The 11,585-nt window shown below is 71.6% G+C and carries 11 protein-coding genes and 3 pseudogenes; 5 read left to right on the top strand and 9 right to left on the bottom strand.

The annotated features are described in order from the left end of the window. Positions 1-455: 455 nt before the first annotated feature. Positions 456-800, top strand: coding sequence for a hypothetical protein (locus F1615_RS02625; protein ID WP_244328614.1), 345 nt, complete (start codon positions 456-458; stop codon positions 798-800). A gap of 157 nt (positions 801-957) precedes the next feature. Here F1615_RS02625 and F1615_RS02620 read toward each other — a convergent pair whose 3' ends face one another. Together F1615_RS02620 and F1615_RS02610 are read right to left on the bottom strand one after the other, a co-directional pair. Next, positions 958-1,530, bottom strand: coding sequence for a hypothetical protein (locus F1615_RS02620; protein ID WP_244328613.1), 573 nt, complete (start codon positions 1,528-1,530; stop codon positions 958-960). A gap of 417 nt (positions 1,531-1,947) precedes the next feature. Continuing rightward, positions 1,948-2,166 carry a hypothetical protein gene (locus F1615_RS02610; RefSeq protein WP_149547180.1) on the bottom strand — a complete coding sequence of 73 codons (219 nt, stop codon included), beginning with the start codon at positions 2,164-2,166 and terminating at the stop codon, positions 1,948-1,950. Positions 2,167-2,237: 71 nt separating this feature from the next. On the opposite strand from F1615_RS02610, the gene F1615_RS02605 reads away from it, so the two are divergent. The 3 genes and pseudogenes from F1615_RS02605 to F1615_RS02595 all read left to right on the top strand — a co-directional run. Continuing rightward, positions 2,238-3,218, top strand: coding sequence for a Rieske 2Fe-2S domain-containing protein (locus tag F1615_RS02605; protein WP_425385614.1), 981 nt, complete (start codon positions 2,238-2,240; stop codon positions 3,216-3,218). Beyond that, positions 3,193-3,795, top strand: coding sequence for a DUF1360 domain-containing protein (locus tag F1615_RS02600; protein WP_149547179.1), 603 nt, complete (start codon positions 3,193-3,195; stop codon positions 3,793-3,795). The genes F1615_RS02605 and F1615_RS02600 overlap by 26 nt, the downstream gene beginning before the upstream one ends. Then, positions 3,779-4,183: pseudogene (locus F1615_RS02595) on the top strand (glycosyltransferase family 2 protein); the annotation flags it as partial. The gene F1615_RS02600 and the pseudogene F1615_RS02595, both read left to right, overlap by 17 nt. Before the next feature lie 106 nt (positions 4,184-4,289). Here the strand turns inward: F1615_RS02595 and F1615_RS02590 are convergent. From F1615_RS02590 to F1615_RS02575, 4 genes and pseudogenes are all read right to left on the bottom strand, one after another. Next, positions 4,290-4,799: a hypothetical protein gene (locus tag F1615_RS02590; protein ID WP_149547178.1), complete on the bottom strand. Its 510-nt coding sequence runs from the start codon at positions 4,797-4,799 to the stop codon at positions 4,290-4,292. After that, positions 4,796-5,884: pseudogene (locus F1615_RS02585) on the bottom strand (molybdopterin oxidoreductase family protein); the annotation flags it as partial. The gene F1615_RS02590 and the pseudogene F1615_RS02585, both read right to left, overlap by 4 nt. Beyond that, positions 5,827-6,099: pseudogene (locus F1615_RS02580) on the bottom strand (ornithine decarboxylase); the annotation flags it as partial. The pseudogenes F1615_RS02580 and F1615_RS02585, both read right to left, overlap by 58 nt. Before the next feature lie 439 nt (positions 6,100-6,538). Next, positions 6,539-7,027 carry a GNAT family N-acetyltransferase gene (locus F1615_RS02575; protein WP_167533630.1) on the bottom strand — a complete coding sequence of 163 codons (489 nt, stop codon included), beginning with the start codon at positions 7,025-7,027 and terminating at the stop codon, positions 6,539-6,541. Between the two features lie 126 nt (positions 7,028-7,153). On the opposite strand from F1615_RS02575, the gene F1615_RS02570 reads away from it, so the two are divergent. Further along, positions 7,154-8,839 (top strand): ribonuclease J, encoded by a 1,686-nt coding sequence (locus F1615_RS02570; protein ID WP_149547176.1) that lies wholly within the window; start codon positions 7,154-7,156, stop codon positions 8,837-8,839. A gap of 183 nt (positions 8,840-9,022) precedes the next feature. Here F1615_RS02570 and F1615_RS02565 read toward each other — a convergent pair whose 3' ends face one another. The 3 genes from F1615_RS02565 to F1615_RS02555 all read right to left on the bottom strand — a co-directional run bounded on the left by F1615_RS02565 (position 9,023) and on the right by F1615_RS02555 (position 11,553). Beyond that, entirely contained in the window at positions 9,023-9,226 is a 204-nt protein-coding gene (locus tag F1615_RS02565; protein ID WP_030052720.1) for a cold-shock protein, read from the bottom strand. 350 nt (positions 9,227-9,576) lie between these two features. Continuing rightward, positions 9,577-9,885: an SCO5918 family protein gene (locus tag F1615_RS02560; RefSeq protein ID WP_149547175.1), complete on the bottom strand. Its 309-nt coding sequence runs from the start codon at positions 9,883-9,885 to the stop codon at positions 9,577-9,579. A gap of 177 nt (positions 9,886-10,062) precedes the next feature. Then, positions 10,063-11,553, bottom strand: a complete 1,491-nt coding sequence (locus F1615_RS02555) for a DEAD/DEAH box helicase (RefSeq protein WP_149547174.1) — start codon at positions 11,551-11,553, stop codon at positions 10,063-10,065. Positions 11,554-11,585 lie beyond the last annotated feature (32 nt).

The following is an 11,585-nucleotide window of genomic DNA, read 5'->3' as shown; positions in this document are numbered from 1 at the left end:
GCAAGCACAGCCGCAACATGAAAATCGCGATGCGAGAAGGCCCCGCCAAACACTCGGCGGGGCCTCTTCTTCGCACTCGCGCCAACACGGACATCCCCAGCAGCTGCGATCGCAAACCCGTCGCCACACGCGACAGCGATGCAGCCGTGGCCTGGCCACAGGCCGAGATGACGAGTTCAGCTGCCGGTGGCCAGCCAGTCGATCCGGCCGTCGATCCCACACTCACGCGTCCCAGTCGCGCTGGGAGGAAAAGGCGCCCCGGTACGGACGGATGAGCGGGTGCGATCGCAAATCAGGCACCCGAGAGAGTTACAGGCACGGCCGTCTTCCTCGTCGGTCCACTGTCCGGAGGCGGCAACTGCGTACCGCGACTCCCATGTACCCGCGCGGGTCCTGCAGCGGCTGACCGGCCTGCCCGAACGACCCGGCCCCAGCCGCTGCCGGTCAACTGGGCCATGCACTACGGCCAGGCCGCGCTCCTCGGGGTGCTCCGCTCGGTCATGGCCCAGGCCGGACTGCGCGGACCGCTCGCCTCCGCCAAGTTCGCCGTCGTCCGCCTCACCAACGACCAGATCCTGGAGAACGCGACCGGCGTCGGCGCCCCAGCGCAGACCTGGCCCCGCAAGGAACTCGTCGTGGACCTGCTGCACAAGGCCGTCTACGCCTTCGTCACGGGTGCCGTCGCCGACGCCCTGGCCGCCCGCGGCGGCCCGGGCCCCGGACAGCGCCACGCCGCCGCCCGCCCCGGCCGCCACGCCCACGTCGGACCGCTGCCCCGCAGGCACGCCTACGGGGCGTGAATCCGGCAATCGTCACAGAACTGCGCGCCGGGAGCCGCACGTCACTCACCGTCGGCCGCTCCTGACGTCCTCTGTACTCCGAGTGGGGGACGAGCGCAGCCAGGCGGCGATCCATCCGGTCCGCAGGGTCCGGCCGGGTACCCCTGCCCAGGCGCCGTCACCCCGGGCCGAGTTCGACCGTCGTCGTGACCCGGGTGACGGAGGGATTCCTCGGCGCAGAACCGAAGCCGAAGCGCACGGGCGGCTCGACGGGTGCCATCGCCCCGAGGTCCGCGCCCCCGTAGGCGGCCGAGACGGCACGGATCGGCAGCAGGTCCCGGGCGCCGTACCACTCCCGGCGGCCCTGCCCGGCGCTGCCGCGGGTGCGCACGCCGGGCAGCAGCAGGCGGGCGGGCCGGTCCGTCAGCGCGCTCCATGCCGGACGGCCGGCGAGCGCGCCGGGCACGGTCCGCAGCGCGAAGCCCAGAAGCCCTCGCCGGCCGGTGGTGAAACGCAGGTCGAGTGGCTCGGCGGTGACGGTCCAGGCGTCGTCCGTGACGCTCACCTCGACCGGGACGACACGGACCGTGTCGAAGACGTAGGTGCCGCTGATGAAGTCCGCTGTCTCGCGCGTGGGGGCCAGCAGGAATCTGTCCCCGTCGTCCCGCTCCAGCATCACGTCGCTGAACGCTCCGAAGGGTGACCGTTGCCAGTGTCCGAGCACGATCCGTGTGCCGGAGGAGGTGCCCATGCCCGCGATCCATCCGTCGAAGCGCACGCGCGGGCGTCGCGTGACGGCGCCGGAATGCCGTCGAGGGGAGTCAGGAAGGCTGCGCGACATGCTTCCGGACGCACGGCCTGGAGGGCCCGAGCCGTACATACCCGACTCCTTCCGAGAAGTGCACCAGGGGCTCACCGAGGGGGGCTTCCCGCAGGCCCGCCGCGGCGGTGAGTGTCTCCTCCAGTACATCGACGCCGGCGTCGGCCACCCCGCCCGCAGCGCCGGCAGGCGCACCCGCTGCTCTGCTCCGTATGCCACCACGGGCGTCGGGTCCCCCGCGCACGATCGAAGGAAACCCGCAGGCAGCAGCACGGCGCGCGGTACAGCACCGACCAGGTCACGGCGAGGGCCGGGACGCCGGGCGTCCGGGCGACACCCTCGCCCGGCTCAGGGAAGGTAGTAGGTCTGCCGCAGGAACGCGGCGGTGTCCCGCAGGGCCTGGGTGCAGCCCGCCTCATAGCGCGCGTCGGTGTCGGTGCGCCGGCTTTCGGCCTCCGCCCACTGGTCGAGGTGGAGGGCGACGTCGAGGTGGCCGCGGCACGATTCCTCCTTCGCTCCCCCAGGCCGAGGCGAGCAGCCCAGCCGTCCCTCCCGGCTACCCGTCATCGGACCCCAGTCGCATCCGGGCACCGGTGGTCGGCCGTTTGCGGTATGTGTGGGTGGGGACCCGGCTGCCCATGACCACGACGCCACGCCGTCGGATGCGGCAGAACCGGATCCTGGCGCTGCTGGACCAGCTGGAACGGAACCCCCGGGCCGATGCGGTGATCGACGCGATCGGCCGGGGTGTGCGTGCCCTTCCGCTCGGTCGCGGCCGGGACGCGCTGCACGGAAGGTGGCTGGGCCACCCCCTGCATCCGCTGATGGTGCAGGTGCCGATCGGCAGCTGGCTGTCCGCGGCCCTGCTCGATCTACGGCCCGGCCGCTCCCGTGAAGCGGAAGCGCTCATCGGCGTCGGCCTGACCGCCGCCGCCCCCGCGGCCCTGGCCGGCTGGGTCGACTGGGCGGAACTGCACCGCCGGCAACAACGCGTCGGCCTGGTGCACGCCCTGAGCAACGTGACAGCCGTCGCGCTGTACGCCACCTCACTCACCTGCCGCCTCAGGGGACGCCACACGGCCGGCCGAGCCTACGGCCTGCTGGGACTGACGGCGGTCGGAGTCGGCGGCATGCTGGGCGGCCACCTCGCCTACCGTCAGGCATCCGGCGCCAACCACGCCGAAGAGGTGCCGCACGTGGTCACGGAGGGCTGGCACCGGATCGGCACCGTGGACGAGTTCCCGGCCGGCCGGGCCGTGCGGCGCAGTGTGGACGACGTACCGGTCCTGGTCGTGCGTGAAACCGGCGGCAGCGTCCATGTGCTGGCCGACCGGTGCAGCCACCTCGCCGGCCCGCTGTCCGAGGGCACGATCGCCGACGGATGCGTCCAGTGCCCCTGGCACGGAAGCGTCTTCCGCCTCTCCGACGGCTGGAACGTACGCGGCCCCGCCACCGCTCCCCAGCCCGCCTTCGACACTCGGATCACCGACGGCCACGTCGAGATACGCCTGCGCCTGGACGACCGGGCTGACCACGCGGACAACAGCCGGGAGACGGAGCGGGAACCGGGCGCAGCGGAGGAGGGTGTGCCCCATGGATCCCCTGGCCACCACGGCTGAGGACAGGGCTGACACCACAGGTGACGCCACAGCTGACAAGACGGCTGACAACCGCCTCGCACCACGCCTGCGCGAGCTGGCCCGGCGCACCGGACGACGGTACTCCGCAGGGCACGACCGGCCGCTGGGCGGCTATCTCGCGTCCATGACGGGATTCGGGGCGTACACGGCGGCCTGGGCCACGGCGGTGCGGCTGCGCGGGCGCCCCCTGCCCGACCGGCCCCAGCCCTGGGACGTGGTCCTGACCTCGGTCGCCACCTTCCGGCTCAGCAGGCTCCTGAGCAAGGCGTCCGTCACCAGTCCGCTGCGCGCGCCCTTCACGCGGTACGTCGGTCCGCAGGGTCCCGCCGAGCTGCACGAGGAGGCGCAGCCGGAGGGCGGCAGGGACACCGTCGGCGAGCTGGTGACCTGCCCGTTCTGCACGAGCGTCTGGGTGGTGTCCACCCTGACCGCCGGCCAGTTGCTGTGGCCTCGGGCAACCCGGACCGCCATGGGCGCGCTCACGGCACTGGCCGGCGCGGACGCGCTGCAACTGGCGTACGGCGCACTGGTGAGCCGGACCACCGGGAACGACTGACCCGGCCCGCGGAGAGCCGGAGTACGACGGTGCCCACGCCGGCCGCGACGACGACTCGTGGTGGGCACCCGGCTCCCTGGCCGCCGCGACCGTGCTGCGCGCCGACGCATTCCCGGCCGCGGGCGGCTCCCACCCCCGGCTGTGGCTGGGCGGCGAGGAGGAGCTGCTCACCGTGCGCCGCCCGGCCGGTCCCGCGTTGCGCCGCACTCTGCACCTGGCCCGTGCGGTGCCCCGCGACACCGTGTCACTGCGGGCCTTCGCGCAGGCCGCGGCCGCGTGGCCGTGGGTACTGCGCGAGCGCCGGGTGCTGCCGGCGCAGGTCGAGGCACGGATGCGGGTGCTGGAGGAGGCGCAGCGGCGCTCGTCCGCCCGCCGTTACGTCGGCTGACGTCCGAGGAGCGCGGACACCCCGACGGGGTGGGACCCCCGGGAGCCCGGGAGCGTGCCGATGGAACGCACCGGGGTGGAGTCGACGTCGGTGTCCCGGCCGACCGCTAGAGGCTGGTCAGGATCTGCGGGCCCAGGTTCTTGATCATGGTGTTGGTCCAGCGCATCTGCCGCAGGGTCTGCGGGTGGCAGGACGAGGCGAGGGTGAGGAGCCGGTCGTCTTTGGCGGCCTGGGCGGCCTGGGCGGCCTGGGCGGCCTGGGCGAGCATCTCCCAGTACAGCGAGTTCTCGGTGGCTCCCAAGTGCAGGTCACGAAGATCGCGCAGCAGGAGCAGACCGGGTTCGGGCCGGCGTCCCACGGCCTCCGCCGCCTTCTCCCGGAGCATCGTCAGGACGCCCGAATCGGATGCGTCGGGAGCCTCACCGAGGTCCAGGCCGTAGTGGTGGCCCGTGTCGGCCAGTCGCCGGACGTGCTCACGGGACCAGAGAGCCACATCGGTGGCGACGTGGTGGATCTCGTGCTCGGTGCGGTGGCGCCCCGCGACCGCGGTCAGGTGCTCGGCGAGGTGCTTCTCGCCGTGGTGCAGCGCGCGCAGGGCAAGGGTGACGCCGTTCACCGAAGGCCCTCCTCACGACCGTGCCACGGGGCCTCGCCGGACTGCGTGACCCGCGCGGTGGGGCCGCCCTCCGTCGGGGGGACGCCGGCCTTGCCGGTCCGGGACGGGGCGGACGCGGTGGTGGTCGGCGCGGGGGCGGCCCGGCCGTCGCCGCGTTCGACGAGCGTGAGGGCCGCCGCGGCGGTCTTGAACAGCGGCTGCTTGGAGGCCGGATCCCAGTCGGTGATGGTCGTCTCGTTGGCGGCGCGCCCGGGAGTGTTCCCGTCCGGACCGTGGCCGGCCGGGGTGTCCCAGTAGCCGTAGTGGAACGGCACGAACAGCAGTCCCGGCCGGATGTCCGTGACACGCAGCCGCCCCCGCAGCGCGCCGCGCGGTGTGGAGACCTCCACCAGGTCGCCCTCGTTCAGATCCCGCTCGGCCGCGTCGGCCGCGGACACCTCCACCCAGACGTCGGGTGCGGCGGCGTTCAGCTGTGGGGCGCGCCCGGTCTTGGTGCGGGTGTGGAAGTGGTACAGCGTCCGGCCGGTGGTCAGCTGGAACGGGTGCTCCTCGTCCGGCATCTCGTGGAGCGGCAGGTAGGCTGCCGCCTTGATCATGGCCTTGCCGTCCGGGTTGAGGGAGCGGTACTCCACCACGCTGTCCGAGGCGCCGGTGACGAGGTCCTTGCCGTAGTTCTCGCACACGTCGGGGTGTGCCCAGCTGATGCCGTCGGTGTAGAGGCGTTCCGTCCCCTGCGCGGCATGCTCGTTGCACGGCCACTGGATGCCGGAAGGGCCGCGCAGCTTGCCGTAGGTGAGACCGGTGTAGTCGCACGGCCGGCCCGCGCTGCACCGCTTCCACGCCTCGAACGCCGACTCCGGGTCGTGCCAGTGGACCAGCGGGCCGCCGTCCTTGTCGCGGAAGCCCATGCGGGCGGCGTAGTCGAGGAAGATGTCCAGGTCCGGTTTGGCCTCGCCCGGTGGGTCGACGGCCTTGTCGGACAGGTGCACGGTGCGGTCGGCGTTCGTGAACGTACCGGTTTTCTCGGGTCGGCCGCGTCCGGGATCAGGACCCCGTGCTCGCCACCGCTGCGCAGGTAGTCCAACACCTCGCCGGTGATGACTTCACCGGGAGCGACCACAGACACCCCCGGCGGGTACGGGCTGATCATCTCCGCGGCGATCCGTCCCGCGGCCCGCTCGACGGGCACGTGCTCCACCGCGGCGAAGAACGCCTCCCGCGGCAGCATCGCCTGCTCCAGTTCCAGGGACGAGGGCCCCGGCAGGCGCACCGGCGGCTGCTTCTCGATGGAGTCGGCGCGCGTCGTTTCCCCTGGCCCCACCAGGCATGGTCGCCCAGGCCCACATCGCCCGCTCCCCGCCCGACCCCCATGGCGAAAAGTGCTCTGACCTGGCCTTAAAACGGCCACCTGGGACTGACCTGGACGCCTGTAGACGGTCTCCACAACCTGTGCCAGGTGGTGCCCAGGGAAGGGCCCAGGATCAGGACGGGACCGTCTTCTGGCCCGTCACATCGGTATTGCAGGGTGTTCGGTGGTGTCTCGCTCACCCGTCAGAGCCTCTCATCTCTCACAGATGATCTCACGTCGGGTCTCGCCCTCCTGGGTGCGGCGTCCGGGCGCTGTGCACCGACCGTCGCCGGGTTCCGCCCGGGCCCGGGCGCGACGCTGAGCACGGCCCGCGCGGCAGCCTGCGCGTCGAGCGGGTCCGACTTCCCGAGCAGACGGCGGGCGGTGCACGTCAGGCCGGAGGAATGCGGAACTCGAATTCGGGACGGTCCCACGGCACGGCGGGCGGGTTCGCGAGCGCGGTCCCGGTCCGCACCGCACCGACGCGGTGGTAGAAGTCCTCGGCGGGAAGATGCGACACGACCCTGACACGGTCAAGCCCGGCCGCACGGGCCTCGGACTGCATGTGCGCGACGAGCAGTCGTCCGATACCCCGTCCTTGCGCTTCGTCGGCGACGAACAGCAGATCGAGCTCCGGTGGAGCGAGGACGAGCGAGTAGAACCCGAGGACCCGGTCTCCGTGCTCGTCGGCGCCGACGGCTACGAAGGCGCGGTGGGCCTCGATGTAGTCAGGACCGACCCGGTAGCCCGCGACTGCGGCCGCGTACTTGCCCTCGTAGGCGCCCGAGCCGCGCACGAGCCGCGTGAGCCGTTTGGCATCCCGCGCGACGGCCCTCCGTATCGTGATCGGTCGGCGGACCGGGGAGGTGCGTGAACTCATCGGGGAAGTATGTCGCACCGAGGTCCGGAATGTTCCTCAACGGGGCCTCGCCGTCCCGCCCGCTGTCCCAGAGAGATCACACAGACAACGGATCATCTCGTTCCGCACTGCGGGTAACGTCGAGGTATGAGTCATCCACACCCCGACCTCAAAGCCGCCCCACCCCTTCCCGAGGGAGGGCTGCGGGTCATCGCCCTGGGCGGCCTGGGTGAGATCGGCCGCAACATGACCGTCTTCGAGCACGCCGGCAAGCTGCTCATCGTCGACTGCGGCGTCCTGTTCCCCGAGGAGACACAGCCCGGCGTGGACGTGATCCTGCCGGACTTCACCTCGATCCGGGACCGCCTGGACGACATCGTGGCCGTGGTGCTCACCCACGGTCACGAGGACCACATCGGCGGCGTGCCGTATCTGCTGCGCGAGCGGCGCGACATCCCCGTCGTCGGTTCCAAGCTGACGCTGGCGTTCCTCGAGGCCAAACTGAAGGAACACGGCATCCGGCCGCGCGCGGTGCGGGTACGGGAGGGTGACCGGCGCAGTTTCGGCCCCTTCGACTGCGAGTTCGTGGCGGTCAACCACTCCATCCCGGACAGCCTCGCGGTCGCGATCCGCACCCGCGCCGGGATGGTGCTGCACACCGGCGACTTCAAGATGGACCAGTTCCCCCTCGACGACCGCATCACCGATCTGCGCGCCTTCGCCCGCCTCGGCGAGGAGGGCGTGGACCTTTTCCTCACCGACTCCACCAACGCCGAGGTCCCCGGCTTCACCACCTCCGAGCGTGAACTGAACCCGGCGATCGAGCAGGTGATGCGCACCGCTCCGCGCCGGGTCATCGTCTCCAGCTTCGCCAGCCACGTGCACCGCATCCAGCAGGTCCTGGACGCCGCCCACCAGCACGGCCGCAAGGTCGCCTTCGTCGGCCGGTCGATGGTCCGCAACATGGGGATCGCCCGTGACCTGGGTTATCTGAAGGTCCCGTCCGGTCTTGTCGTGAGCACGAAGGAGCTGGAGAAGCTCCCGGACCACAAGATCACTCTGGTGTGCACCGGCTCGCAGGGCGAACCGATGGCCGCGCTGTCCCGGATGGCCAACCGCGACCACCAGATCCGCATCGGCAAGGGCGACACCGTCCTGCTCGCCAGTTCGCTCATCCCCGGCAACGAGAACGCCATCTACCGGGTGATCAACGGGCTGACCCGGTGGGGCGCCCACGTGGTCCACAAGGGCAACGCCAAGGTGCACGTCTCCGGACACGCCAGCGCCGGCGAGCTCGTCTACTGCTACAACATCGTCAAGCCGCGCAACGTCATGCCGGTGCACGGCGAGTGGCGCCATCTGCGGGCCAACGGCGACCTCGCCATCCGCACCGGCGTCGACCCGGAGCGGGTCGTCATCGCCGAGGACGGCGTCGTCGTCGACCTCGTCGACGGGCGCGCGTCCATCACCGGCAAGGTCCCCGCCGGCAACGTCTACGTCGACGGGATGGAAGTCGGCGGCGCCACCGAGGCGTCCCTCAAGGACCGCCTCACCCTCGCCGAAGAGGGCGTCGTCACCGTCGTGGCCATCGTCGACGCGGACACCGGCGCCCTCGCAGAGGCCCCCGACTTCCTGGCCCGCGGCTTCGTCCACGACGACGCCACGTTCGAGCCGGTCATCCCCGTCATCGAGAAGACTTTGGCCAAAGCGGCCGAGGAAGGCGTCGGGGACGCCCACCAGCTCGAACAGCTCGTCGCCCGCGCCGTGGCCAACTGGGCGTTCCGCACGTACCGCCGCAAGCCCCTCATCATCCCCGTCATCATCGACGCCTGAGTCACGGCCCGGCAGCCGGTCGCCGGTTCCGGTCGCGGTCCCGCCGGCATCGCGGCCGGGCACGGGAGTCAGCAGCCACCCCAGGAAGCCGGGTCAACAGATCAGGGGCCGCGCAGCCATGGCTGCGCGGCCCCTGATCCCTGTGCACGCCCGGCACGCGATCCGCCGGGCAGGTCCGCGAGGTCAGGCCAGGTTGATGTTCTCGGCCTGCGGACCCTTCTGGCCCTGGGTGACGTCGAACGTCACGGCCTGGCCCTCCTGGAGCTCACGAAAGCCCGTGGAGTTGATCGCGGAGTAGTGCGCGAAGACATCCGGGCCTCCGCCGTCCTGGGCGATGAAACCGAAGCCCTTCTCCGCGTTGAACCACTTCACAGTTCCCGTTGCCATGTCTGACGCCTTCCAGTCGATGAACGCCTCCCACTTCATGTGGAAGGCAGAGGTGATCGCCCTGGTCCCTGCGGCACAGCACAGCAAAACGCCCACACCGGAGGCGTGGGCAAGAGGGAATTCCGAACCACGACAGCTGACGCAGACGCTACACGCCCGCACGCCGCGTCACCATAGGAAGCGATCACATGGCACGGCAGACCATGTGGCGCGGCGGTATCCGGCGTTGAGGCGCTGGGCTTCCCCCGAGTCGGTGGGTGACGGGAACCCGCTGCACGCGGTGTGGGCCCGACCGGCGTACCGGTCGGGCCCACACCGCTGCTCAGGTGTGCTCGTGTCCGTTCACCCGGTCAGACCGTGACGGGGGTGCCGAGCAGCGCGGAAGCGTGCTGCATCGGGGTGAGAACGCCCAGGGGCGCTGCCTTGGGAACGGCACGGCAGGTGAAGCCGAGCTGGGCCATGGCCCGCAGGACCTCGGCGGCGCTGAAGTCACGGCGGTCCTGGCGCGTGATGACCTGGCCGACCTGCTTGACGGGGTAGTGGCGGCGGCCGATGATCACCGATTCGCCGGTGACCGGTTCGGGCTTGACGCCCTTCATCGATTCCAGTACGCCGCCCTTGGTGAGCTCGAAGGGGAAGCGGGCGATGACGCAGCGCATGTGGCCTCACAGAGAGAAGGGAAGAACGGTCCGGCCAGGGGCCAGGTGCTTCAGCGGGAGAGGTCGAGGATGCCCGGCGCTGCCTTGTCCGGTCGCGTCCATGACCTCAGCCACCGTCCTGTGCACGGGGAAGGTGCCTCTTGCGGAGGTGGGCCGGATTCCTGATCCCGAAGGGCCTCAGGCCGCCCCGCCGGCGACAGACTGGCGCACAGGCTCGCGGCGGATCGCCGAGGCGCGGCGGCGCCGGCCTCGGGAGGTGGCGCCGCGCTTGGGGCGGTCGGTCACCGGTGCGGTGATGACGACCGGGATGCCGGAGGGGGCCTGGGCTCCGGTGATCCGGTTCAGTGCCTCGTCGCCCGAGCGGACCTGGGTGGTCTGCGGCCGGATCCCGGCGTCCGACATCAGGCGGACCATGCCCCGGCGCTGGTTCGGCGTGACCAGGGTGACGACGCTGCCGGACTCGCCGGCGCGGGCGGTACGACCGCCGCGGTGGAGGTAGTCCTTGTGGTCGGTCGGCGGGTCGACGTTGACGACGAGGTCGAGGTTGTCGACGTGGATGCCGCGCGCCGCCACGTTGGTCGCCACCAGCACGGTGACGTGCCCCGTCTTGAACTGCGCCAGCGTGCGGGTGCGCTGCGGCTGCGACTTGCCGCCGTGCAGCGCGGCGGCCCGGACACCGCTGTTGAGCAGGTCCTGGGTCAGCCGGTCGACGGCGTGCTTGGTGTCCAGGAACATGATCACGCGGCCGTCGCGGGCGGCGATCTCGGTCGTGGCGGCGTGCTTGTCGGCGCCGTGGACGTGCAGGACGTGGTGCTCCATCGTCGTGACCGCACCGGCCGACGGGTCGACGGAGTGCACGACGGGGTCGGTCAGGTAGCGGCGCACCAGCAGGTCGACGTTACGGTCCAGGGTGGCGGAGAACAGCATCCGCTGCCCCTCCGGGCGCACCTGGTCGAGCAGCGCGGTGACCTGGGGCATGAAGCCCATGTCGGCCATCTGGTCGGCCTCGTCCAGCACCGTGATGCCCACCTGGTTCAGCCGGCAGTCGCCGCGGTCGATGAGGTCCTTGAGCCGGCCCGGGGTCGCGACGACGATCTCGGCTCCGCCGCGCAGCGCACTGGCCTGCCTGCCGATCGACATGCCGCCCACCACCGTGGCCAGCCGCAGCCGCACGGAGCGGGCGTACGGGGTCAGCGCGTCGGTCACCTGCTGTGCCAGCTCACGCGTGGGTACGAGGATCAGCCCCAGCGGCTGGCGGGGCTCGGCACGCTGTCCGGCGGTGCGGGCGAGCAGGGCGAGGCCGAAGGCCAGGGTCTTGCCGGACCCGGTGCGCCCGCGGCCCAGCACGTCACGGCCCGCCAGCGAGTTCGGGAGCGTCGCGCCCTGGATCGGGAACGGCACGGTCACCCCCTGCCTGCCGAGTTCGGCCAGCAGCTGCTCGGGCATGTCGAGATCGGCGAAGACCTCAACTGCCCGCAGCGCGGGGGTGATCGTCCTGGGCAGCGCGAACTCACCCTGCACGGCGGCGGGCCGACGGCCGTAACCGCCGGAGCGGACGGGCCCGCCGGTACGACGCGGTGCCTGCGAGCCGTGACCGCCGCCCCTTCCGGCGTCGGCACGGCCCCCACGGGAGCGGGCGGGGCGGTCGTTCGTGTACGTGCGGTTCATGCGGAACCTTCCTCGATGTGGCACATATCAAG

The sequence above is a fragment of the Streptomyces marokkonensis genome, assembly GCF_008312835.1.
Lineage (GTDB): Bacteria > Actinomycetota > Actinomycetes > Streptomycetales > Streptomycetaceae > Streptomyces > Streptomyces marokkonensis_A.
The sequence above is the reverse complement of the archived record's forward strand: the minus strand, read 5'-3'. Positions and strand labels throughout refer to the sequence as shown.

Bases quoted from the DNA above. Each gene is read 5' to 3' on its own strand.
- F1615_RS02605 (WP_425385614.1), top strand. From the start codon at position 2,238: ATGACCACGACGCCACGCCGTCGGATGCGGCAGAACCGGATCCTGGCG.
- F1615_RS02610 (WP_149547180.1), bottom strand. From the start codon at position 2,166: ATGACGGGTAGCCGGGAGGGACGGCTGGGCTGCTCGCCTCGGCCTGGG.
- F1615_RS02575 (WP_167533630.1), bottom strand. From the start codon at position 7,027: ATGAGTTCACGCACCTCCCCGGTCCGCCGACCGATCACGATACGGAGG.
- F1615_RS02560 (WP_149547175.1), bottom strand. From the start codon at position 9,885: ATGCGCTGCGTCATCGCCCGCTTCCCCTTCGAGCTCACCAAGGGCGGC.
- F1615_RS02555 (WP_149547174.1), bottom strand. From the start codon at position 11,553: ATGAACCGCACGTACACGAACGACCGCCCCGCCCGCTCCCGTGGGGGC.
- F1615_RS02570 (WP_149547176.1), top strand. From the start codon at position 7,154: ATGAGTCATCCACACCCCGACCTCAAAGCCGCCCCACCCCTTCCCGAG.
- F1615_RS02625 (WP_244328614.1), top strand. From the start codon at position 456: ATGCACTACGGCCAGGCCGCGCTCCTCGGGGTGCTCCGCTCGGTCATG.
- F1615_RS02565 (WP_030052720.1), bottom strand. From the start codon at position 9,226: ATGGCAACGGGAACTGTGAAGTGGTTCAACGCGGAGAAGGGCTTCGGT.
- F1615_RS02600 (WP_149547179.1), top strand. From the start codon at position 3,193: ATGGATCCCCTGGCCACCACGGCTGAGGACAGGGCTGACACCACAGGT.
- F1615_RS02620 (WP_244328613.1), bottom strand. From the start codon at position 1,530: ATGGGCACCTCCTCCGGCACACGGATCGTGCTCGGACACTGGCAACGG.